16 protein-coding genes, 1 tRNA gene and 1 pseudogene are annotated in these 21,681 nt (G+C 69.4%); 4 read left to right on the forward strand and 14 right to left on the reverse strand.

Features of this window, described 5'->3' with window-relative positions; translation table 11 throughout:
* Both OHA61_RS05810 and OHA61_RS05815 read left to right on the forward strand, forming a co-directional pair.
* On the forward strand, nt 1–1,830 hold the full coding sequence (locus tag OHA61_RS05810) for an AMP-dependent synthetase/ligase (protein ID WP_406302054.1): 1,830 nt from the start codon (nt 1–3) through the stop codon (nt 1,828–1,830).
* Nucleotides 1,831–2,077: 247 nt separating this feature from the next.
* Complete coding sequence (locus OHA61_RS05815; protein ID WP_328666847.1) at nt 2,078–2,431, forward strand: DUF805 domain-containing protein; 354 nt, start codon at nt 2,078–2,080, stop codon at nt 2,429–2,431.
* Between the two features lie 134 nt (nt 2,432–2,565).
* Here OHA61_RS05815 and OHA61_RS05820 read toward each other — a convergent pair whose 3' ends face one another.
* Nucleotides 2,566–3,255 carry a TetR/AcrR family transcriptional regulator gene (locus tag OHA61_RS05820; protein ID WP_406302055.1) on the reverse strand — a complete coding sequence of 230 codons (690 nt, stop codon included), beginning with the start codon at nt 3,253–3,255 and terminating at the stop codon, nt 2,566–2,568.
* 123 nt (nt 3,256–3,378) lie between these two features.
* Nucleotides 3,379–3,463, reverse strand: a tRNA-Leu gene (locus OHA61_RS05825).
* A 185-nt stretch (nt 3,464–3,648) separates the two neighbouring features.
* On the opposite strand from OHA61_RS05825, the gene OHA61_RS05830 reads away from it, so the two are divergent.
* The gene (locus OHA61_RS05830) at nt 3,649–4,953 is read left to right on the forward strand and encodes a DUF2254 domain-containing protein (RefSeq protein WP_406302056.1); all 1,305 of its coding nucleotides are present in this window, start codon (nt 3,649–3,651) and stop codon (nt 4,951–4,953) included.
* A 12-nt stretch (nt 4,954–4,965) separates the two neighbouring features.
* Here OHA61_RS05830 and OHA61_RS05835 read toward each other — a convergent pair whose 3' ends face one another.
* Complete coding sequence (locus tag OHA61_RS05835; RefSeq protein ID WP_406302057.1) at nt 4,966–6,525, reverse strand: aldehyde dehydrogenase family protein; 1,560 nt, start codon at nt 6,523–6,525, stop codon at nt 4,966–4,968.
* A 205-nt stretch (nt 6,526–6,730) separates the two neighbouring features.
* Nucleotides 6,731–6,990, reverse strand: a pseudogene (locus tag OHA61_RS05840) (succinate--CoA ligase subunit alpha); the annotation flags it as partial.
* Nucleotides 6,991–7,074: 84 nt separating this feature from the next.
* Between OHA61_RS05840 and OHA61_RS05845 the strand changes: the two are divergent.
* A complete protein-coding gene (locus OHA61_RS05845; RefSeq protein WP_406302058.1) occupies nt 7,075–9,153 on the forward strand; it encodes a SpoIIE family protein phosphatase in 2,079 nt (692 codons plus the stop codon).
* Between the two features lie 34 nt (nt 9,154–9,187).
* Here the strand turns inward: OHA61_RS05845 and OHA61_RS05850 are convergent, their stop codons facing one another.
* From OHA61_RS05850 to OHA61_RS05895, 10 genes are all read right to left on the reverse strand, one after another.
* Complete coding sequence (locus tag OHA61_RS05850; protein ID WP_406302059.1) at nt 9,188–9,496, reverse strand: antibiotic biosynthesis monooxygenase family protein; 309 nt, start codon at nt 9,494–9,496, stop codon at nt 9,188–9,190.
* A 131-nt stretch (nt 9,497–9,627) separates the two neighbouring features.
* Complete coding sequence (locus tag OHA61_RS05855; protein ID WP_406302060.1) at nt 9,628–10,677, reverse strand: sugar phosphate isomerase/epimerase family protein; 1,050 nt, start codon at nt 10,675–10,677, stop codon at nt 9,628–9,630.
* A gap of 47 nt (nt 10,678–10,724) precedes the next feature.
* The gene (locus OHA61_RS05860; protein ID WP_406302061.1) at nt 10,725–12,119 is read right to left on the reverse strand and encodes a nucleotide pyrophosphatase/phosphodiesterase family protein; all 1,395 of its coding nucleotides are present in this window, start codon (nt 12,117–12,119) and stop codon (nt 10,725–10,727) included.
* Nucleotides 12,116–13,285 (reverse strand): metabolite traffic protein EboE, encoded by a 1,170-nt coding sequence (eboE, locus tag OHA61_RS05865; RefSeq protein ID WP_406302062.1) that lies wholly within the window; start codon nt 13,283–13,285, stop codon nt 12,116–12,118. Before eboE ends, OHA61_RS05860 begins: the two co-directional genes overlap by 4 nt.
* Nucleotides 13,286–13,297: 12 nt before the next feature.
* Nucleotides 13,298–14,146 carry a TatD family hydrolase gene (locus OHA61_RS05870; protein WP_406302063.1) on the reverse strand — a complete coding sequence of 283 codons (849 nt, stop codon included), beginning with the start codon at nt 14,144–14,146 and terminating at the stop codon, nt 13,298–13,300.
* Nucleotides 14,146–14,811, reverse strand: coding sequence for an EboA domain-containing protein (locus OHA61_RS05875; protein WP_406302064.1), 666 nt, complete (start codon nt 14,809–14,811; stop codon nt 14,146–14,148). The genes OHA61_RS05870 and OHA61_RS05875 overlap by 1 nt, the downstream gene beginning before the upstream one ends.
* Nucleotides 14,808–15,680: a sugar phosphate isomerase/epimerase family protein gene (locus tag OHA61_RS05880; RefSeq protein ID WP_406302065.1), complete on the reverse strand. Its 873-nt coding sequence runs from the start codon at nt 15,678–15,680 to the stop codon at nt 14,808–14,810. Before OHA61_RS05880 ends, OHA61_RS05875 begins: the two co-directional genes overlap by 4 nt.
* Nucleotides 15,677–16,624 carry an SCO3242 family prenyltransferase gene (locus OHA61_RS05885; RefSeq protein ID WP_406302066.1) on the reverse strand — a complete coding sequence of 316 codons (948 nt, stop codon included), beginning with the start codon at nt 16,622–16,624 and terminating at the stop codon, nt 15,677–15,679. The genes OHA61_RS05880 and OHA61_RS05885 overlap by 4 nt, the downstream gene beginning before the upstream one ends.
* The gene (locus OHA61_RS05890) at nt 16,621–17,892 is read right to left on the reverse strand and encodes an inositol-3-phosphate synthase (protein WP_406302067.1); all 1,272 of its coding nucleotides are present in this window, start codon (nt 17,890–17,892) and stop codon (nt 16,621–16,623) included. The genes OHA61_RS05885 and OHA61_RS05890 overlap by 4 nt, the downstream gene beginning before the upstream one ends.
* A complete protein-coding gene (locus tag OHA61_RS05895; protein WP_406302068.1) occupies nt 17,834–21,517 on the reverse strand; it encodes a ThuA domain-containing protein in 3,684 nt (1,227 codons plus the stop codon). Before OHA61_RS05895 ends, OHA61_RS05890 begins: the two co-directional genes overlap by 59 nt.
* Nucleotides 21,518–21,681 lie beyond the last annotated feature (164 nt).

The raw sequence follows: 21,681 nt of genomic DNA on the forward strand, positions 1-21,681 counted from the left end.
ATGCGAGGAAGCGGTCCTCCCCTCCGTACCGAACCGCTTCGGTCGGGCGGCCTCGCCGACTCGGTGTACGAGACCGCCGAGCGCGACCCCTCCCTGGTGCAGCTCTCCCGATTGACCGGCATCCGGCCGGAGACCTGGGAACCGGTCAGCGCCCAGCAGTTCCGCGACGACGTGATGGCCGTGGCCAAGGGATTCCTGGCCAACGGCATCCGCTTCGGCGACCGGGTCGCGCTCATGTCCCGTACCCGGTACGAGTGGACGGCTCTGGCGTACGCCCTGTGGTCGGTCGGCGTCGAGATCGTTCCTGTCTACCCCACGTCGTCCATCGAGCAGGTGCGCTGGATCCTCTACGACGCCCAGGTTCGAGCCATCGTGGTCGAGCACGAGAACCATGCGATGACCGTGGCGGCGGCCACTGACACCGAGACGCCACTGTTCGCGATCTGGCAGATGGACCTGGGCTGTGTGGAGTCCCTGATCGACCAGGGCATCGACGTGGACGACGAATTGATCCACCGTCACCGGGCGGCCGTGATGTCCGACCAGGTCGCCGCGATCAGCTACACCTCCGGCACCACCGCCACTCCCAAGGGCTGCCTCATCACGCACGCCAATCTGGCCGCGGAGTGCGACATCCTCCTCAAAGGCTGGGGCCGGATCCTCGCCGAGCCCGGTGTGCAGCCGTCGATCCTCAACTTCCTCCCCGTCGCGCACATCTACGGGCTGGCGGTCGTCGTCTGCTGTCTGCGCGGCGGCATCCGGCTGGGCCACCAGCCCGATCTGACACCCGAGACGCTGCTCCCGGCCCTGACCACCTTCCGGCCGACGTTCCTGTTCGCCGTCCCGTACATCTTCGAGAAGATCTTCCACAGGGCCCGCCGCGCCGCCGAGGACGCCGGCCACGTCAGCCTCTTCGACAAGGCCGCCGCCGTCGCGGTGCGCCACGCCGAAGCCGTGGAACGCCACGCCATCGGCTCGGGCCACGGCCCGAGCCCGTCACTGAAGGTCCTGCACTCGGTGTACGACCGCCTGGTGTACAGCAAACTGCGCGCCGTACTGGGCGGCCAGGTCCGCAACGCGGTCTCCGGCGGCTCGACGCTCCGCAGGGAACTGGGTCTGTTCTTCGCGGGCACCGGTATCACGGTCTACGACGGCTACGGCCTCACCGAAACCTCCGGCGCGATCACGGCGCAGCCCCCGGGAGCGGTCCGCTTCGGCACGGTGGGCCGCCCGATCCCCGGCGCATCGGTGCACATCGCGGACGACGGCGAGGTATGGGTCCGCGGCGGCACGGTCTTCGCCGGGTACCTCAACAACCCCAAGGCCACCGAGGCGGTCCTGCGCGACGGCTGGTTCGCCACCGGCGACATGGGCCATCTCGACAACGAGGGCTACCTCGTCATCACGGGCCGCAAGAAGGACATCATCATCACCAGCGGCGGCAAGAGCGTGGCCCCACTCCCCTTGGAGGAACAGCTGCGCCACCACCCGCTGATCTCCCAGTGCCTGGTCGTGGGCGACGACCAGCCCTACGTCGCGGCTCTGATCACGGTGGACCCGGAGGCACTGGCGCACTGGCAGAGCCTCAAGGGCAAGCAGCCGGCGGACGTCTCCGCGATGACGGACGACGAGGAACTACGAGCCCAGATCCAGCGGGCGATCTCAAGGGCGAACACCCAGGTCTCGAGGGCAGAATCCATCCGGGCTTTCCGCATCCTGCCGAACGAGTTCAGCCTGGACGACGGCCTGATGACGCCGACGCTGAAGCTCAAGCGGCGAGCGATTACAGGGGCGTACGCGGCGGACATCGACGCGCTGTACATGCGCTGAGGCGGGTGTCGCGTCAGTTGTGCCGACCCCACCCATGGACAGACCAGGTTCGGGGTTCCGGAGCGCTGGGAACCAGTCAGCATCATGCGCCGGGGGTCGGCTCACCGGAGCCGAACGAGCCGCCGCTGAGGCTGCTGATCAAGCGTCACAGGTAACGGTTTGACCAGCTCACTTCAAGCCACTACCTTCTGCGCACCGGCTTGCTCCAAGAGGACAGGCTCCCATCGCGGTCCTTTGGGGGGACGCAGTGAACTGGTACGTCGACGTACTCAAGAAATATGCGGTATTCAGCGGGCGTGCGCGCCGCCAGGAATACTGGATGTTCGCTCTTTTCAACATCATCATCAGCGCCGTGCTGGCGGTCCTCGACAAGGTGCTCGGCACGAGCTTCCTCCAGCTGATCTACGCGGTCGGCGTGCTCCTTCCGGCCCTCGGCGTCACGATCCGCCGACTGCACGACACGGACCGGTCGGGCTGGTGGATCCTCATCGCGCTGATCCCGCTGGTGGGCTTCATCATCCTGATCGTCTTCCTGGCGACCGAGGGCAAGCGGCACGAGAACGCGCACGGCCCGGACCCGAAGGCCGTCGCCGCTTTCTGACGCTGACGCACCGGCAGGCGGGACCGCTCCCTGCCGGCCGGTGGCCTCACCGTCCGCTCGATTGCCCGTCAGCCCCGGCTGACGGGCAATCGTCGTTGTACGCGGCACTGGACGGGTGCCCCACATTCAATGTGTTAGGCCTGGGACGTGCCGGAAGCCTTCGCGATGGCAGGGTTTGTTACCATACCGAGGGCCAACTCGGCGTAGAACTCCCCAAGTTGCCCGGGCGAGTCCGGACCGTCGAGCCGGTACCAGCGGACGAGGTCGACCGCCAGGGACAGCATGGCCCGTACGACCCGGTTCACGTCGACCTGCACGAAGGAACCGTCCGCGATACCCCGAAGGACTGCCTTCCGGAATACTTCGGTGGTCTGCTGACGGATGCCGAGCACCTCCGCGTAGTGCTCCGGGGTAAGGGCGAACATCTCGTACTGATTGACCCGGCCGGCCACATGGTGGCGGGCGTGCCACGCCACGAAGCGCGAGAAGACCGACCGTAGATGCGCCGCCGCGTCCGGGTCCTCGGGGCCCTGCAGTGCCGCGAGGGCTCGCTCGTGTCCGACCCGGGAGATCGTGAACAGCACGTCCTCCTTCGAGGCGAAATGGACGTACAGCGAGGCCGGGCTCAACTTGGCGCCCGCCGTGATGTCTCTCGTCCTGGTGGCCTGGAAGCCCTTCGCCGCGAAACACCGCACCGCTGAGGTGAGCATGCTCTGGCCCACCTCACTGAACCCCTGCCCCCAGAGCGTCGGCGACTCGTCCTCGAGCCGGGCATCACGCGCCTCTTCCGCATGGGACAAACCGGAGCGCTCCGCGGGCGTCATCCTGTCTCCTCCTTCACAAGCTCCGAACCGCGAAGCCCGTACGCTGCCCAGCTTCAGCAGAGAGAACACGCAACGAGGGCCGCAACCCTAGGGTCGCGGCCCTCATGGCCGTATCTTCATTTGTGTCCGAGGGGGGACTTGAACCCCCACGCCCGATAAAGGGCACTAGCACCTCAAGCTAGCGCGTCTGCCATTCCGCCACCCGGACAAGGTGACCGCGGTCTCCCGCGGCGACATGGACAACAATACCAGGGGTTTGAAGCGCCCCGAACTTGAATATCCGGTGGTCAGTGGGGTGCCGGGGGCTCGCTCAGAGCCCCTTTCGCGCACCCGCCAGGAACAGCTACCGCGTGTAGCGATACGCCTGCGCAGCGTGACGCTACCGTCGGCTGTGTGAGTGATCGCAGCTATCGACGACCCCGCGCCCTCTCGCAACTGCGCGAGCATCTGCGGGACACCTTCTGGTTCGCGCCGACCGCGGGGCTGGTCTGCGTCCTCGTGCTGTGGGGACTGGCCGCGGAGCTGGATACGGAGATCGTCTCGTCTCTGCGGGAACAGCAGGAGTACGAGACCATCGAGGATCTCATCGAGCTCGCCAATGATGCCAAGACAGTCGTCACCACGATCAGCTCGGCAATGATGACCTTCATCGGTGTCGTCTTCAGCATCTCGTTGGTGGCCGTCCAGATGGCGAGCGGGCAGCTCACTCCCCGGGTGGTGCGGATCTTCGTACGGAGCCGGATCACCAAGGCCACCTTCACGGTGTTCCTGGCGACGTTTCTGCTGTCGCTGCTCGTGCTGACGTCGTTCGAGAGCAAGACCGATCCGCACCTCGTCACCACGGTGCCGTTTGTTCAGGGCCTTCTGACCATGGTGATGGTCGGGCTGAGCGTGCTGCTCTTCATCGCCTTTGTGACGTCGATGCTGCGGTTGATGCAGGTCGGGCCGGTCGTCGACCGCATCGCCCGGGAGGCCATGCACGCGGTGGTGAGACAGCCGGGCGGGGAGCGGGAGCCGGCGCCGCTCGCGGCGGAGAGTGCGTGGGTTCCGTACAACGGGCGGGCCGGGGTGCTGCGGGATGTGAATGTCGCGCGGCTCGTGCGGATCGCGAGGCGGCAGGGGGTCGTGCTGCGGCTGATCCCGCGGATCGGTGACTTCGTCGTGCCGGGGACGCCGATGCTGGCGGTGCACGGGACGGGGGAGCTCTCGCGGCGGGCGCTGAGTTACACCGTGTCCGTGGGGGTCGAGCGGACCTTTCCTCAGGATCTCGGGTTCGGGCTGCGGCAGTTGTCGGACATCGCTCTGCGCGCCCTGTCCGCCGCCGTGAACGATCCGACGACCGCGGTGCAGTGTCTGGACCGCATCGTGCAGTTCCTGACCGTGCTCGCGAGGAAACCCCTCGGCGCGGTGCACCACCGGGACGGCATGGGCGAGGTGCGGCTGGTGCAGGACGTGCCCGGGTGGACGGATCTCGTGGATCTCGCGCTCGCCGAGGTACGGCTGCACTCGGCGGGCAATCCTCAGGTCAGCCGACGGCTGCTGGCCGGCATCGACGATCTGCTGCTGATCGCGCCCGGGGAGCGGAAGGAACCATTGATCAGGCATCGTGCGCTGCTTGTTCAGGCGGTGGAGCGGGCCGTGCCCGGGGCGGCCGAGCGGGAGTTCGCGCTCCTGCCCGACCGCCAGGGGATCAGGTAAGGCCTCAAGGCATCACGGCATCAGGTGGTAGTCGGGGAAGTTGCCCGGCAGCCGCTCCCCCGCCGGGCCGTCGGTCACCGCCCGCACCAGCAGTTCGCCGCCGACGAAGGCTCCGCGCCACGACGCCCCGAAGCCGCCGAAGAGTTCGTCGCGGTCGCCGCGCGAGCGGGGCTTTCCCTGGCCGACCTTGAAGGCGCGGATCTGCGGGGACAGACGTTCGTACGTCTCCGGGTCGTCGGTCGACAGGGTCGCCACGAGCGCGCCGTTGGAAGCGTTCATCGCGGCGAGCAGTTCGGCCTCCGTGTCGACGAGGACGATCGTGTCGACCGGGCCGAAAGGCTCCGCGTGGTGCAGGGGCGAGGAAGGCGGCGGGCCCAGGAGCGTCACCGGCGGGAGGTACGCCGAGGTGTCCTGGCCGGCCAGGAACGCGCCGTCGGACAGCGTGCCCCGGTGCAGCGGCACAGCCCCGCGGTTGATCGCCTCGGCAACGTGGTCGCCGAGTTCCTTGGCCTTCGCCGCGTTGATCAGCGGGCCGAAGTCGAGGTTCGGCAGCGGGTCGGTGGCGTTCTCGACGGCCAGGGGGTGTCCCGTACGAATGGAACGTACGGCGGGCAGGTAGGCCGCCAGAAAGTCGGCGAACAGCTCGCGCTGGACGACGAATCGCGGGTATGCGGTGCAGCGCTGCTTGCCGTAGTCGAAGAGCTTGGGGATCACGGCGGTGAGTGAGTCCCAGTCGCTGAAGTTCCACACGCCCCAGGTGTTCAGGCCCTCCTGCTCCAGGATGTGCCGCTTGCCGAGGTCGGCGACCGCGGTGGCGATACGGGCCCCGGTGTCGCGGCCGCCGACGAAGGAGACGCAGCCGATCTCCGGGGAGCGGACCAGCGCTTCGGAGAGCTGGCCGCCGCTGCCGCTGACCAGGGTGACCGGGATGCCCTCGCGGGCGGCGAGCGCGCAGGCCAGGGTGAGGCAGGCGACGCCGCCGTCGGTCGGGGTCTTGGCGATGACCGCGTTGCCCGCCAGTGCCTGCACCAGCATGGCGTGGACGAGCACGGACATCGGGTAGTTCCAGCTGGCGATGTTGGAGACGGGGCCGGGCAGCGGGGCGCGGCCCTGAAGCATCGGCTCGATGCCGTCGACGTACCAGCGCACTCCGTCGATGGCACGGTCGACGTCGGCCTGGGCGAGGCGCCACGGCTTGCCGATCTCCCAGACCAGCAACAGGGCGAGCAGCTCGCGGTGTTCGGTGAGGGCGTCGAGCGCGGCACCGACGCGGGCCTTGCGCTCTTCGAGGGGGACGTGCCGCCAGGCGCGGTGCTGGTCGAGCGAGGCGCGTACCGCCTGCTGGGCTGTCTGGGCGTCCAGGCGCGGCGGGCCCGCGATGGGGCTGCCGTCGACGGGGCTGGTGGCGGACAGGGCGCTGCCGTCGGCCTGCCACTGCGCGGACCAGAGGTTGAGCACGCGCTGGTCCCGGAAGGCCTCGGGGGCGACGGCGAGAGCGCGCTGCCAGGCGTCGGACCAGGCTGTGCCGGGCTTGAGGACGAGGGTGGATGCTGCGGTGAGGGTGGGTGCCATGAGGGTGGTCTCCGCTCGAAAGGGGGCGGGAGGGGCCGGACGGTGGGCCATGAGTGTGTGGCACGCACTCGGCGTCATTGGGCGGTGACGCCAACGGGACCACGGAGTGCGGGACTGCGTCAACGCGGCCGTGTCACGACGTCAGCGGGACGTCAACGCGACCGCGTGGCCCTGTCAGTGAGGTCGGCGATGTACGCCGCTGCGCGATGTGTGCGGTGCCGACAATCGGGTCGCCGCCGATACCGACGGCGGACGAGAACCCTATGTCCCGCAGCTCGTACATGAGTTGACAGGTGAAGGTGCCGGACTTGGGGGCGAGCCCGATGCGTCGGGGCTTCGCGGCGATGTCGGCGGGATGATCCCGGCGTTGGACTGTCCGGCGCTGATCAGACCCGGCCGGTTGGGGCCGATGACCTGAGTGCCGCGCTGCGCGGCGTTGGCCTGGAAGATCACCGCGTCACATACGTGGGGCGCCCATATGGTGCCCGGTACATGATCGTGCTCCTATGGAAGGGACGGGTTTGGGCAAAGGCCGTGCGGGTGCCTGTGATGAACGAGCAGATGCCGATCGAGGAGCTGATCAGCGGGGCCGCCCGGGACGCCGGCGGGTGGCTGGGGGAGCTGCCGGTGGCGCTGTTGGCCACCAGTGCCGACGGGACGATCGTGCGCTGGAACCGTGCCGCGCAGGAGCTGCTCGGCTACGAGCCGCCGCAGGTGGTGGGACGGCACATCGCCGACCTCCTCCACCCGGGGGCCGACCGTAGTCTGGGGCGCTCGTTGTGGGAGACCGCGGCCACCGGCCGGGGTGTGATGGGCACGGTGACGGCATGGCACCGTGACGGGCACCCGCTGGAGCTGGAGATCTGGGCGTGCCCGGTGCCTGGCCGGCAGCGCGACGCCTCAACGGTGCTCGTCTTCGCCGCCGATGCGCATGGGGTACGCCGCATCCGTGGGTCGTCGGCGGTGTGGGAGGGGCTGTTTGCCCGCTCGCCGGTCGGTATCGCCGTCTTCGACACGCAGTTGCGCTTTCTTCAGGTGAATTCAGCGCTTGAGGCCATGAACGGTCTTCCGGAGTCCGCTCACGTGGGGCGGCGCCTGATTGAGGTGCTCCCGAAGGTGAACGCGGGCGAGATGGAGGAGCCGATGCGCCAGGCCCTGGACACGGGAGAGCCGGTCCTGGACCGCCGCCGTACCGGCCGTACTCCGGCCGACCCGCACCATGACCGCGTATGGTCCTGCTCGTACGTCCGCGTGGAAGACCCGGCCGGCAGGCCGGTCGGTGTGATCGCCTCGATCCTCGACATCACCGAACAGCAGCGGGATCACGCGGAAGCCGAAGCGAGCCGCCGCAGGCTCGCCCTGCTCAATGAGGCCAGTATCCGTATCGGCACCAGCCTGGAGCTGGAGCGCACCGCGCAGGAACTTGCCGAGCTCGCGGTCCCCCGCCTCGCGGACGCCGTCACCGTCGATGTCCTGGATACCCTCGCCGGCAGCGACGAGGTCGGCATGGGGCTGACTGGCGGCGTCGCCCTCAGGCGCCTGGGCAAAGCACCGCTGACCGGCTCACAGGTCGCCGACGTACTCGCCCCGCTCGGGCGAACTTTGACCTTCCCCGCGACCGCCCCCTACACGCAGGCGCTCGCAGGCCGGCAACCGTTCCTGATAGCCCATTTCGACGAACGGGCCATCGCCCCCGCGGCCCGCCACTCCGCCAAGCCCGCACAGCTGCTCAGGATCGGCGTGCACTCCTTCATGATGGCGCCGCTCGTCGCACGGGGCGTGGTGCTGGGCGTGGCCACGTTCTACCGCTCCCGCCCCATTGGCCCCTTCTTGCCCGACGACATCACGCTCGCCGACGAGCTGTGCGCCCTGGCGGCGATCAACGTCGACAACGCGCGCCTCTATCACCGCGAGCACGAGACCGCACTGGTCCTGCAGCGCAGCATGCTGCCGCAGCACATCACCTCGCCGCCCGGCATCGAGGTGGCCCACCGCTACCTGCCCGCCAGCGACGTCAACGAGGTCGGCGGCGACTGGTACGACGTCCTGACACTCCCCGACGGCAAGGCCGCACTGCTGATCGGGGACGTGATGGGCCATGGCATCGCCGCCGCTGCGGTGATGGGACGACTTTCCTCCACCGTACGAGCCCTGGGTCGCCTTGATCTTTCCCCCATCGACGTGTTGCGGCAGCTGGAATCCGTCCTGGCCGACCTCTCCGAGCCGATGCTCGCCACGTTCCTGTATGCGGTCTGCGACCCGGCCACCGGGCGCTTCAGCATCACCCGGGCAGGACACCCGCCACCGGCTCTCGTAGAGCCCGACGGCACCGTCAGCCTGCTGGACGTCCCGCCCGGCGCCCCTTTGGGGGTCGGCGGCACAGAATTCACCACCACCGAGTTCACTGCGCAGCCCGGAAGCCTTCTGGTTCTCTACACCGACGGCCTGGTCGAAGCCCGCAAACGCGACATCGACGAGCGGCTGGACGAACTCACCCGCCTCCTCGACCAGCCCGGACAGCCACTGGATCGCCTGTGCGACTCGCTCATCACCCATCTCGCCCCAGCCGCGGCCGACGACGACATCGCCCTGCTCATCGCTCGCATCGGGGGCCTTCCGGACAGCTGACGGCAGCGGCCGCCGGCGAGACAGGGGTGCCTCCTCAGGAACGCCCTGTCTCGACGGCCCCCAGCCGCACCTCAGCGCGATACAACCCACGTGTCTGGTTGCTGAAGCGCTCGTACTGTGCACCGAATGACGCCTTGAAGGCGAGAAAGGCCTGTTCGCTGCTCCATCGGTCGACAACGAGATATCGATCCCCGGTCTCATCGACGCGACGAAACAGATCAGTCCCCAGGTAACCGGGCGATGTTCGGAACAAATCCGCCCAATCGCCGGCAGAGCCGTAGACTCGCTCAAATTCTGAATGCCGTGTCGCATCGACGTCGTACTCGTACATCAAGACGTACATGTCACACCCACCTGAGACGGACGGCGAGGTCTCGGCTTCCGCAAACCAAGCACAGCACGCCGGAAGCTTCCCGTCATGCCAGACGGGGACTGGTGGTTCGATGTCCGGCCACAGCCCCTGGTGCCGACGCTCTAGCAGTCCTTCTCACGGAGCGAGTGGAGGTGCTCGCTGGACTTGCGGGCGAACGCGAACGACTCGACGGGGTTGTCGTGTTCGGTCTGCCAGTGGTGCTCGCGGTAGCCGCCCTGGGTCTTGTTCACCGAAGAAATGAAGCGCTTGTAGTCGATGTCGCCGTCCCCGACGTCCACCATCCGGTATCCGTCGCGGGCGGCTTCGTCGTGGACCCCGTCCTTGACATGGAAGAGGGGGTAGCGGTGGGGCTGCTTCAGCACATAGCGCAGGGGATCGAAGGGCGCGGGCGTGCCGTCGGCGCGCTTGCTGAAGCGGAACTGGCCCACATAGGCCCAGTAGATGTCCATCTCCAGATGGACCAGTTCGGGGTCGGTCTCGGCGAGCAGAACGTCGTAGAGGCGGACGTTCGGCTGGTCGGTGGCGAAGGAGAACTCCTCCGCGTGGTTGTGCTGGTAGAACTTCATGCCGCGGGCGCGCGCCGCGGCTCCGTAGGTGTTGAACTCCTCGGCGGCCCGCTTCCAGGCGTCGACGGTGGCGCCGTAGCGGAAGGGGCCCGACGCAGTGCCTATGTGCCCCAGGCCGAGGGCCTGGGCGTCGTCGAGGACCTTGGTCAGGTTCTGCGCGAAGGTGTAGGCGTTCGGGTCGCTCGAGTAGTAGCCGACGTGGCTGCCGATGGGGTTCAGGCCGTGGTCACGGGCGAGATGCTTCAACTGGGCGAGCGTGATGGGGCCCGCGGAGCCCTGGGTGTACCCGGCGAACTCGATCTCGTCGTAGCCGTAGCGCTCCAGCTCGGCGAAGACCGGTGCGAAGCCGAGCGTGGAGACCTTGTCGCGGAGCGAGTAGAGCTGGGTGCCGAGGCGGCCGGGGGGAAGGACGGGGCGGCCCCGGCCGGGGGCGGCGGTTGTCGTCGTCGCGGCGGCGGCGGTGGCCGGGCTCGCGGCGGCGCCGACGAGGGCGGCTGCGGTCGCACCGGCGGCGACGCCGAGCATGCCGCGTCTGCTGAGCCTGTGGGCGAGTTCGGGGTCGCTGTGCGTCGTGGAGCGGCTCATGTGGATAACTCCTTGATGTCCGTGCCTGGTTGTCAGTGGCGTCTGCTTCAGTGGAATCCAGCGAGGTGAAGCAGCAGGGACTTCACTTCGGTCGCTTTCACGCGGCCGCTTACAGCGCGGGGGGTGGAGCACACAATGAGCGGACCTTCGTCGTCGCTCGTGGGAAGGCGGCCATGGCTGCCGCGAATAGGTGAGGGGTCCAGGGGCACGACCGCGAGGCGGTAGCGCATGCCGAGCTTCTTGCGGGCGATGGCCCTCGCGGCCTTGACACGTACGTAGGGGTCGAGCGGGTCCATGAACAGCTCGGCCGGGTCGTAGCCGGGTTTGCGGTGGATCTCGACGAGCTGTGCGAAGTCGGGGGCGCGGGTGTCGTCGAGCCAGTAGTAGTACGTGAACCAGGCATCCGGCTCGGCGACGGCGACGAGTTCGCCGGAGCGGGGATGGTCCAGGCCGTGGGTCTTCTTGCCCTCGTCGTCAAGGAGTTGCTCGATGCCGGGCAGGTCCGCGAGGGCTTGGCGGGTGGCGTCGAGGTCTTCGGGACAGCGGACGTAGATGTGGGCGAGCTGGTGATCGGCCACGGCGAAGGCGCGGGAGGTCATCGGGTCGAGATATTCCATGCCGTCCTGGGTGTGGACCTCGAGCAGGCCCGCTCGGCGCAGGGCGCGGTTGATGTCGACGGGACGGCTGACGGGCGTGATGCCGTACTCGGACAGCGCGACGACCGTGCGGCCCTCCCGCTGGGCGTCGTTGAGGAGGGGGGCGAGGGCGGCATCGAGGTCGGCGGCGGCCTGGTGGGAGCGGGGGTCGTCCGGTCCGAAGCGCTGCAGGTCGTAGTCGAGGTGGGGGAGGTAGCACAGGGTCAGGTCGGGGTGGCGGGTGCGCATGATGTGCCGGGTCGCGTCGATGATCCACTGACTGGAGACCAGGTCGGCGCCGGGACCCCAGAAGTGGAAGAGGGGGAAGGTGCCGAGTGTGCCGGTGAGTTCGTCGTGGAGGGCCGGGGGCCGGGTGTAGCAGTCGGGTTCTTTGCGGCCGTCGGCGTAGTAGACGGGGCGGGGGGTGACGGTGATGTCGGTGTCGGCGCCCATGGCGTACCACCAGCAGATGTTGGCGACGGTGTAGCCGGGGTCGATACGGCGTGCGGCGTCCCACAGTTTGTCGCCGCCGACCAGGCCGTTGTGCTGGCGCCACAGCAGCACCTCGCCGAGCTCGCGGAAGTACCAGCCGTTGCCGACGATGCCGTGTTCGGCCGGCAGTGCGCCGGTGAGGAACGTGGACTGGGCGGCACAGGTGACGGCGGGCAGCACGGTGGAAAGGGGCGCGCTCGATCCCTTGTCCGCGAGGGCTTGGAGGTGGGGCATGTGAGCCAGCAACTGGGGGGTGAGACCGACGACGTCCAGGACCAGAAGAGGGGTGGGCGCGGGCTGTTCGGCGACGGTCACGGCAGCTCCTTGAGTCCGAGGTCGGTCAACAGATCACGGGCAAGGGCGAGTTCGGCGGCGATGCCGTCGGCGAGCTGGGTGCGGTTGCGCGGGCGCAGCTCGGGCGGCAGCGCCTGCCAGGTGTAGGTCTCGACCTCGAGGTGCCGGGTCAGCGGGACCGGGCCGCCGACCAGCCGGGTCAGCGCGTCCCTGAGCACCGGGAGAGTGGAGGTGAGCGGAGGAGCGGGCCGGGCATGCAGGGGGACATGGAAGTGGGCGCGCCAGGGGGCGGCCTCGGGCAGCGTCTGGCCCGCTAGAGCCTCGTCGAGGTCGTCCGTACCGCGCAGACCTGCGGCGGTGCGCGTGCGGGTCTGGTGCAGGAAACGCGGTTCGGCGAAGGCTGCCAACGCCGCCCGCACTTCGGGAAGGTGGGGTTCTTCGGCATGGAGCGCGGCGGACAGCTGCGCCTTGGGGATGGAGATGCCCGCCGCGGTGAGTGCGGCCAGGGCAGGCTGTGGATCTTCGAAGGAGGTTGCGAGATGGCAGGTGTCGATGCAGATGCCGATGCGGCGGGACGCGAGCGCGGCCAGGGGGCGTATCGCGTCCGCCGTTGTCTCGACGATGCAGCCGGGCTCCGGCTCCAGACCGATGCGTATCGACTTCCCGGTCAGCTCCTCCAGAGCGTCCAGGCGCTCGGCGAGGGTGGCCAGCGCGGTGTGCGCGGTCCCGGCCGCCGTATCGCCGAAGGAGGTGCGCCAGGCCAGCGGCAGGGTGGAGATGCTGCCCTCGGTGACATCGTCGGGAAGGAGGGAGGCGAGGAGGCGGGCCAGGTCGGTGGTGTGGGCGAGCCGTTGGGGATCGGTCCAGTCCGGCTTGTAGACCCGGTACTTGACCTCCTCGGCACCGAACCCTTCATAGGGAAAGCCGTTGAGGGTGACGACCTCCAGGCCGCGGCGGTCGAGCTCGACGCGCAGTCCCCGCAGCGCCGCCGGGTCGCCGACCAGGGCGCGGGCCGCGTCCTTGGCGAGCCACAGGCCGATCCCGAGGCGGTCGCGGCCGAGGCGTTTGCGTACCGGCTCGCAGTGGTCGCGCAGTTGGGCGATGACGCCGTCGAGGGTCTCCGCGGGGTGCACGTTGGTGCAGTAGGAGAGGTGGACGGTGGTGCCGTCCGGGTGGCGGAAGCGCATGCGTCGGCCTCCTCATTCCCCGCCACGGAGGATGGAGTTGCCCTCGTGGAGGGATTCCGGTTCGGGGGTGTCGAGCTGGAGGCGGCCGCTGAGGCCGTAGAAGGCGACGGGGTTGCGCCACAGGACCTGGTCCACGTCGTCTTCCGTGAAGCCTGCGGCGAGCATGGCGTCGCCGACCTTGCGGGTCTTGAGCGGGTCGCTCCTGCCCCAGTCGGCGGCCGAGTTGACCAGCACCTTCTCGGTTCCGTACGTCTTGAGGATCGCGACCATCCGGTCCTCGTCCATCTTGGTGTCCGGGTAGATGGAGAAGCCCAGCCAGCAGCCACTGTCAGTGGCGTGCTTTACGGTCGTCTCGTTGAGGTGGTCGAGCAGCACGCGGTCCGTGGGCAGGGCGGATTCGCGGATTACGTCGACCGTGCGGTGGAGGCCCGCGAGTTTGTCGCGGTGCGGGGTGTGGACGAGGGCGGGCAGGCCGTGCTCGGCGGCGAGCTGGAGCTGGGCGGCCAGTGCGGCGTCCTCGGCGGGGGTCATGGAGTCGTAGCCGATTTCGCCGACGGCGACGACGGAGTCCTTGACGAGATAACGGGGCAGGGCGTCGAGGACGGGGGTGCAGCGGGGGTCGTTGGCTTCCTTGGGGTTGAGGGCGATCGTGCAGTGGTGGGCGATGCCGTACTGGGATGCGCGGAAGGGCTCCCAGCCGAGCAGGGCGTCGAAGTAGTCGAAGAAGCTGGCGGGCGAGGTGCGGGGCTGGCCCAGCCAGAAGGACGGTTCGACCACCGCCCGCACACCCGCGTCGTACATCGCCTGATAGTCGTCGGTGGTACGGGAGGTCATATGGATATGGGGGTCGAAGATACGCATCAGAACTCCTCGGACTGCTCGCCGGTCAGGGTCAGCACGCGGTTGAGGTCGGGGGGCACGGCGCGGCCGGCGGCGGTGCGCTCGGCGGCGTAGTCGGCGAGCATCCTGGCCAGCTCGTCGTCGCCGGCGGCCCGGCTGTCCAAGTCGGCGACAGCATCGACGGGCACACCGGTGAACAGGCACTTGAGGACGGCGTGCCGCCAGGCGTGCGGGTCGAGGTGCTCGGCGGCGTACGGTCCCACAGCGGCGGCGACCAGCCGCGTGTCGTTCGTACGCAGCGCGTCCTCGACGAGCGGAAGGGCGACGGGCCCTTCGAGGAGGTGGTGCAGGGCGAGGAGCACGGCACGGCGTTCGGCGGCGGTGCCCTGCTGGTAGAGGCGGGTGAGCGTGGCGCTGTCGGCCCGGGCCTCGACGAGGAGCAGGGTGCGTACGGAGTCGGCGTAGTGCCGGCCACAGGCCCGGCCGGCTGAGGCGAAGCGGAGCTCCCAGAGGGGTGCGGCGTACGGGGACGGCTCGGCCGGAGGCGTCTCGGCGGCGGCGCGGGCAGCTTCGGCGGCGGGGCGTGCGGCCTCCGCAGCCTCCGCCGCCTCGACAAGTGCTTCGTCGAGCCAGGCGCGGGCGTCGTCGGGGAGCTGCTCGTCGAGTTCCTTGTGGGTCGGAGTCACGATGTCGGTGCTCCCTTCAGTGGGGCCTGCGAGCGGAGGAACTCGATCGAGGCGCGGGCGAGTTCGGGTCCCGCGTGGGAGTGGCGGGGCAGTTCGACGACGGTCAGGCCCTGGTAGCCGGTGGCGGCGAGGGCTTCGAGTACGGGCGGGAAGTCGATCTCCCCGTCCCCGAAGGGGAGGTGTTCATGGACGCCGCGCCGCATGTCCTCGATCTGGACATGGCGCAGCCAGGGGGCGGCGTCGCGTACGCAGTCGGCGGGCGGGGCCGGTTCCAGGCACTGGCAGTGGCCGATGTCGAGGGTGAGACCGAGGGGTTCGGGGTCGCCGAGGATGCCGCGGAGGCGGTGGAAGTCGGCGAGGGTGGCGAGCAGGTGTCCGGGTTCGGGCTCGATGGCAAGGGCGACGCGAGCGTCGGCGGCCGCCTCCAGGACGGGGGTGAGTGACTCTTCGAGCCGCTTCCAGGCCGTGTCGGGCGTGGTGTCCGCGGGGGTGATGCCGCTGAAGCAGTGCAGGGCGTGGGCGCCGAGGTCGGCGGCGACCTGCACGGCGGTGGTGAGCAGGGTGGTACGGGCCGCTCGTCCGTCGGGGTCCGGGTCGAGGAGGGAGGGGCCGTGTTTGCGGCGGGGGTCGAGGACGTAGCGGGCGCCGGTCTCGACGGTGACGTCCAGCCCTAACTGGCCCAATGTGGCGGCCACTTGGCTCGTGCGGGCGGCCAGGTTCGGGGTGAGCGGGTCCAGGTGCATATGGTCGAGGGTGAGTCCGACACCGTCGTAGCCGAGGTCCGCGAGGAGGGCGAGGGCGTCGCCGAGGCGGAGATCGGTGAGGCCGTTGGTGCCGTAGCCGAGGCGGATGGGGGCGGCGGGGCTCATGTGAGGCTGACCTTCCGTGCGAGCTTGCGGGCGAGCGGGACCAGGGACATCAACGCGAGGGCCGTGGCACCGGCGCCGGTGCGGGCGGCGAGGGTCGCCTGGAGCGGCATCATGGCTCGGATGCCACCGCCGACGGCCCTCTGGGTGAGGGGCGGGGAGGGGTTGAATGCGGCGTGGAGGAGGGGCTTGGCGGCGGTACGGATGTAGGCGGCGGCGAATGCGGTGGTGGCGAGGTGGGCGGGGGTGAGCGGGACCGGGGGTGCGCCGCGCACTCTTCGCGGCGCGCCGTCCGGTGCCTCCGGCACGGCACGGACCCCGCCACCCCGCGGGCCTCTCGTCGCGAGGGCGCCCAGCCCGATGGTTGCCGCCAGCGCCGCAAGCGGCACCGCAGTTGAGCCGCCCTGCGCCTCATGTCGCGACACCGATGTCACCGCGTATGTGTGGGCACTCAGCACGGCAGCTGAGGCAAGCACCGGGCGCCGACCCCCACGCGCCGTGCCGCCTGTCGCGACCGCGCCCAGCACCAGATCCAGCCCTCGCGCCGCCGCCATCGCCGCCGGGCCGCCCGCCGTGTGCTTGAAGTAGAGGTCGTACGACCAGACCGTCGCCGACAACGCCGACGCCACGGCCAAGGCCGGGCGGCCCGCGCGGGAAGCCAGTACCAGGCCCGCGCCCGTCAGCGCACCCGCCGCGCCCAGTGCGGCCCCGGCGCTGACGCGCCCCGACGGAATCGGCCGATGCGGGCGCTCCACCGCGTCCACCTCCCGGTCCGCCCAGTCGTTCAGCGCCATCCCCGCCTCGTACAGACACAGCGAGCTGCCGACGGCCAGCAGAGTCCGGCCATTGGGTCGCACGCCCACCGCCGCCGCTCCCGCCAGCGCATCCCCCGGCACCGTGAACAGCGCCGACACCCGCAGCAGTTCCGCCCAGGCCCGCCAGGTCATCGCGCCTCACCCAGCCGATCGGCAAAGGAAAGCAGCTCCTCGAACTGCTCCCCCAGCGCCGCCGGACCGCCGTCGGGATCCTTGAAGTAGAAGCCCAGCTCCAGCAGCGGGCCGGCCAGACCCACCTCATGCGCCCGGGCCACCAGCCGTGCCAGATCCAGAACCAAGGGCGCCGCGAGCGCGGAGTCGCAGCCCTGCCAGATCGTCTGGAGGATCATCCGCGAGCCGAGGAAACCCTCGAAGGCGATGTGGTCCCAGGCCGTCTTCCACTCACCGAGCGCCGGGACGTCGTCGATATGGACCTCGCCCTCGGGCACGATGCCCAGGGTGTCGCCAAGAACCCGCTCCTTGCCCGCGTTCTTCGCGGCCGCCGCGCCCGGATCGGCCAGCGCCGCTCCGTCCCCGCCGCCCAGCAGGTTGGTGCCCGACCACGCCCGCACCGTCAGGGCGCGCTGCACGAACATCGGGGCGAGTACGGAACGGAGCAGCGTCTGGCCCGTCTTGCCGTCACGGCCCGCGTGGGGAAGTCCACGTGCCGCGGCGGCGTCGGTGAGGGCCGCGGTACGCAGCCCGGTGGAGGGGGTGAAGTTGACGAAGGGGCACCCTGCACGCAGGGCCGCCGCCGCGTAGAGCGAGCTGGGCGGCAGACGTACGGCGTCGGGCCCGGGCACCGGCTCGGTGGAGGAGACGTTGACGACGACCACGCGGGCGAGCCCGTGCCGGTCCCGGAAGTCGCTGATGTCCGAGGCGAAGGCGGCGATCAGTTCCTCGTCGGTCCGCGCGTCGCCTGGCTGCGGCCCACCGGGACGTATCTCCGCGTCCGCGTCGGCCAGTTCACCTCGTACGGCGGCGGCCAGCCCGTGCGGCAGCACTCCCCCGGCCGCAAGCGCCTCGGCCCGCTTGGGCAGCGGGCAGTTCGCGATGTCGTGGCCGCCGAAGACCAGCGACGACAGGGAAGGCAGCCCCGATCCGGCGAACGGCGCGGTTTCCGTGACCATGCCGTTCGGGGGATGCAGTCCGGCAGCGATCGCCGCGCACCCCGCGACGGCCGTGGTGGCCACGGAACCACGCGCTCCCACGAACCAGACTCCGGTGCGTGTCGTGCGGTCATTCCCGTTCGTCACGGGCTGCCTCCCTGCCTCTCGGTGTGGTGGGGACGGCGGGCGGGGGGTACGGCGCCTCCCCGCCCGCCGTCGTCTCGGGGGACGCCTATGAGGGCAGCTCCCTGAGTTGGATGTCGCGGAAGGACACCTGATCGTCGGCGCCATGATTCTGGAGGCCGATATAGCCGTCCTTGAGGCTGCGCGCCGGGTCGGTGTTGGTGAAGTCGTTGATCTTCACGCCGTTGAGGAAGATCTGCAGCCGCTCCCCCTGCACCCGGATCTCGTAGCTGTTCCACTGGCCGGGCGGCCGCAGGACACGGTCGCGGGCCACGAGGTCGGCCGACTTGAAGCCGTAGACGGCGCCGGTCGTGCGCTCGGGTGCGTCGGTCGCGTCGATCTGCACCTCGTAGCCGTTGTTCACCGCCGACCAGGGGTCGTCGGAGGCCGGGAAGCCCACAAAGACTCCGGAGTTGTCGTCGCCGTCCAGCTTCCAGTCGAGCTTGAGCGAGTAGGACTTCAGCTCCTTGGCCTGGTACCAGAGCATGCCCATGCCGCCCTCGGTGCGCAGTTCGCCGTCGACGACCGTGAACTTTCCGGGCCCGGCCTGCTTCCAGCCGTCCAGGGTCCTGCCGTTGAAGATCGGCCGATATCCGGTCTTCGGCCTGCAGTCGGCCGTGACCTGTCCCGCGGCGTAGCGCAGTCCGCCGAGCAGGTGCTGTCGGAAAGCCGGTTCGGCGTACGACTCCTTGGTGTGGCCGCCTCCGGTGTAGAAGGCGCGGCCGCCCTCGTAGGTCTGGCACCAGGCGATCGGATGGTCGCCGTTCATGGTGCCGCCCTGGTAGGTGGTTTCGTCGAGGGTGGCGAGGATCCGTGCCTGTGCGCGGGGGTTGGTGCGGTAGTTGTACCACTCGTCGGTGCGCTGCCAGGCGTCGTCGAGATGGCTGGTCGAGGGATGGGTGTGGTCCTCGACCCGCACGGTCGCGGGCTGGATCTGCGGGTGCGACTGGAAGTACGCGCCGACGAGCCCGCCGTAGAAGGCCCAGTCGTACTCGGTGTCTGCCGCGGCGTGCACGCCCATGTAGCCGCCGCCTGCGGCGACATAGTTCTCGAACGCCTTCTGCTGGTCGGCGCCGAGAACATCCCCCGTGGTGGACAGGAACACCACAGCGTCGTAGCGGGCGAGGTTGCCGGCGGTGAACTGAGCCGCCTCCTCGGTGGCGTCGACCGTGATGTTGCTGCTCGCGCCGAGTTCCTTGAGGGCCGCGATGCCCGACGGGATGGAGTCGTGGCGGAAGCCGGCGGTCTTGGAGAAGACCAGGACACGCTTGGCGGTCCGGTCGACGGGCGTGTTCGAGATCTCGAAGTCGTCCACGTCGTACAGCGCTCCCTGTCCGCCCTTGAACACCAGGAACAGTTCGGTGGTCCTCCTCGGTACGGCCCGCAGCGGGACATCGACGTCCTGGAAGGTCTCCCAGCTGCCGGTGACCGGCACGGCTACGGAACCGAGAAGCGGACCGCTCGCCGATCCGGTGCGCACCTCGAGGAAGCCGCCCGCTCCGCCCGATGAGATCCGTGCGGTGAGCTTGGTGGAGCCGGTCAGGTTGTACGGCTTGAAGGCGATCCAGTCGCCGTTGTCGATGTCGCCGACCGTCTTGCCGCCGTGAGCGGTGGCCTTGTCGTAGAGCTTGATGCCCGAGGAGGTGGTGAAGTGCTCGGCCTGCCGGTGGCGGGGCTGGAGCTGCGCCTGGTCGTGGCCGGTGAGCGCGGCCTGGCCGCCGCCACCACCGTCGGTGTACTCGGCGTCGAAGACCCCGAAGATATTGGCGTTGGGATCGTGTCCGCCGTCGGCGGAGGTCTTGATGGTGCCGGTGCAGCCGTGGGCCGAGGTGACGGGGTGGCCGTGGCTGTCATGGCCGAGGACGTATGTCACCTTGACCTTGGCGCAGTCGATGGTCCCGTCCTCGGGGTCGGTGACGGTGACCTTGAAGGGGATCTCGTCGCCGAAACTGAACAGCTGCCCCTCGACGGGGAGTTGCAGGGTCACCTTGGGCGCGGTGTTTCCGACCACGACATGGACGCTCGCGGAGCCGGTGCGCCCGCTGGGGTCCTTGGCGGTGACGGTCGCGGTGTAGGTGCCGTTCTTCTTGTACGTGTACGTGGGGCTGGTCTCGGTGGAGGTGCCGCCGTCGCCGAAGTCCCAGGCGTAGGTGAGCGAGTCGCCGTCGGCGTCCGAGGTGCCGGCCGAGGAGAAGCCGACCCGCAGCGGTGCCTGGCCGGAGGTCTTGGTGGCGGCTGCCTCGGCTACCGGGGAGCGCCCACCGGTCGCGTTCTCGATGCGATAGAGGCCGGAGTTCTCGTCGCCGCCGAACCAGGCGGTGCCGTAGTCGAGTACGTACAGCGCGCCATCGGGACCGAAGGCCATGTCCATGATCTGGGTGCCGGTCCACGGGACCGGGTTGATGGACTGGACCGCGCCGTCCTGGCTCTGCTCGATCCGCTTGATCCAGCGGCGGCCGAACTCACCGGCGAAGAAGTCTCCGTCGTACGCCTCGGGGAACTTGACCGGGGACGTGGATGCAGGGTCGTAGCGGTAGACGGGCCCGCCCATCGGGGATTCGGAGCCTGTGCCGAACTCCGGGACGGAACCGCCGTCGTAGGGAATCCAGGCCGGCTGCGCGGGCGGCAGGTCGACCAGGCCGGTGTTGTACGGCGACTCGTTCCTGGGTGCCGCGCAGTCGAAGGTGGCCCCGGATGTCCTGGTCGCGAAGTCGTAGTCGACGTATGGGTCGTTCTTGCCGGTGCAGAAGGGCCAGCCGAAGTTGCCGGGCTTGGTGATCCGGGCGAACTCGACCTGGCCACCGGGGCCGCGCTTGGGGTCGGCCGCGCCCGCGTCGGGGCCGTAGTCGCCGACGTAGACGATGCCGGTCTTCTTGTCGACGCTGAAGCGGAAGGGGTTGCGGAAGCCCATGGCGTAGATCTCGGGCCGGGTCCTGGCCGTCCCCGGCGCGAAGAGGTTGCCGTCGGGGATGGAGTAGCTCGCGTCGTCATTGACCTTGATCCGCAGGATTTTGCCGCGCAGGTCGTTGGTGTTTCCCGAGGTGCGGCGTGCGTCGTACGCGGGGTTGCGTCCCGGGCGTTCGTCGATCGGGGTGTATCCGTCGGAGGCGAAGGGGTTGGAGTCGTCGCCGGTCGACAGATAGAGGTTGCCCTGCGCGTCGAAGTCGATGTCCCCGCCGACGTGGCAGCAGATGCCACGGGTCGCGGGAATGTCGATGATCTTCTTCTCGCTGGCGTTGTCGAGGGTTCCGTCCTCCTTGAGGACGAAGCGCGAGAGCCGGTTGACGCCGTCGAACTTCGCGAAGTCCTCGGCGGTGCCCTCATTGGGGGCATCACCCGCGGGGGTGCTCAGCGGGGGCGCGTAGTAGAGGTAGACGAAGCGGTTCTCGCCGAACTTGGGGTCGAGACCGATGCCTTGGAGGCCTTCCTCGTCGTGCGAATAGACGGGGACGGTGCCGACGACGCGGGTGTTGCCCGCGCTGTCGGTCATCCGCAGCTCGCCGTTGCGGGAGGTGTGCAGCACGCTGCGGTCGGGCAGGACCGCCAGCGACATGGGTTCGCCGGTCTCCTCACCGCCCTTGGCGAGGGTGACCTGCTGGAATTCCTCGGCGGCCTGGGCGGCGTCGGCGGCGGGTACGGCCTGCGGCGCGGTGAGGGCGAGCGAGCCGGCGGCGAGAAGGCCGCCGGTGAGGAGTGCGAGTGCCTTGCGGGCTCTGTGCAGTTTCCTGTGCACGAGTGTCCTCCGGGATAGCCGGTCGAACGGGCTGGCTGTGCCCCGCCCTCGGTCGCGGGGCGGGCCTGTCCGTGGAACCGGAGTGCGCCGTCACACCGAGGACCACCTTGTCCTGTACACCTCATGGACGGTAGTCGGGTTCGTCCGGGACGGAAAGCCCTTGT

This window comes from Streptomyces sp. NBC_00885 (assembly GCF_045207475.1).
In the GTDB taxonomy this organism is placed as follows: domain Bacteria; phylum Actinomycetota; class Actinomycetes; order Streptomycetales; family Streptomycetaceae; genus Streptomyces.

Excerpts from the sequence above, each read along its gene's own strand:
- OHA61_RS05810 (WP_406302054.1), top strand. The coding sequence starts at position 1 with ATGCGAGGAAGCGGTCCTCCCCTCCGTACCGAACCGCTTCGGTCGGGC.
- OHA61_RS05820 (WP_406302055.1), bottom strand. The coding sequence starts at position 3,255 with ATGACGCCCGCGGAGCGCTCCGGTTTGTCCCATGCGGAAGAGGCGCGT.
- OHA61_RS05835 (WP_406302057.1), bottom strand. The coding sequence starts at position 6,525 with ATGGCACCCACCCTCACCGCAGCATCCACCCTCGTCCTCAAGCCCGGC.
- OHA61_RS05845 (WP_406302058.1), top strand. The coding sequence starts at position 7,075 with ATGAACGAGCAGATGCCGATCGAGGAGCTGATCAGCGGGGCCGCCCGG.
- OHA61_RS05850 (WP_406302059.1), bottom strand. The coding sequence starts at position 9,496 with ATGTACGTCTTGATGTACGAGTACGACGTCGATGCGACACGGCATTCA.
- OHA61_RS05855 (WP_406302060.1), bottom strand. The coding sequence starts at position 10,677 with ATGAGCCGCTCCACGACGCACAGCGACCCCGAACTCGCCCACAGGCTC.
- eboE (WP_406302062.1), bottom strand. The coding sequence starts at position 13,285 with ATGCGCTTCCGCCACCCGGACGGCACCACCGTCCACCTCTCCTACTGC.
- OHA61_RS05870 (WP_406302063.1), bottom strand. The coding sequence starts at position 14,146 with ATGCGTATCTTCGACCCCCATATCCATATGACCTCCCGTACCACCGAC.
- OHA61_RS05880 (WP_406302065.1), bottom strand. The coding sequence starts at position 15,680 with ATGAGCCCCGCCGCCCCCATCCGCCTCGGCTACGGCACCAACGGCCTC.
- OHA61_RS05885 (WP_406302066.1), bottom strand. The coding sequence starts at position 16,624 with ATGACCTGGCGGGCCTGGGCGGAACTGCTGCGGGTGTCGGCGCTGTTC.
- OHA61_RS05890 (WP_406302067.1), bottom strand. The coding sequence starts at position 17,892 with ATGGCGCCGACGATCAGGTGTCCTTCCGCGACATCCAACTCAGGGAGC.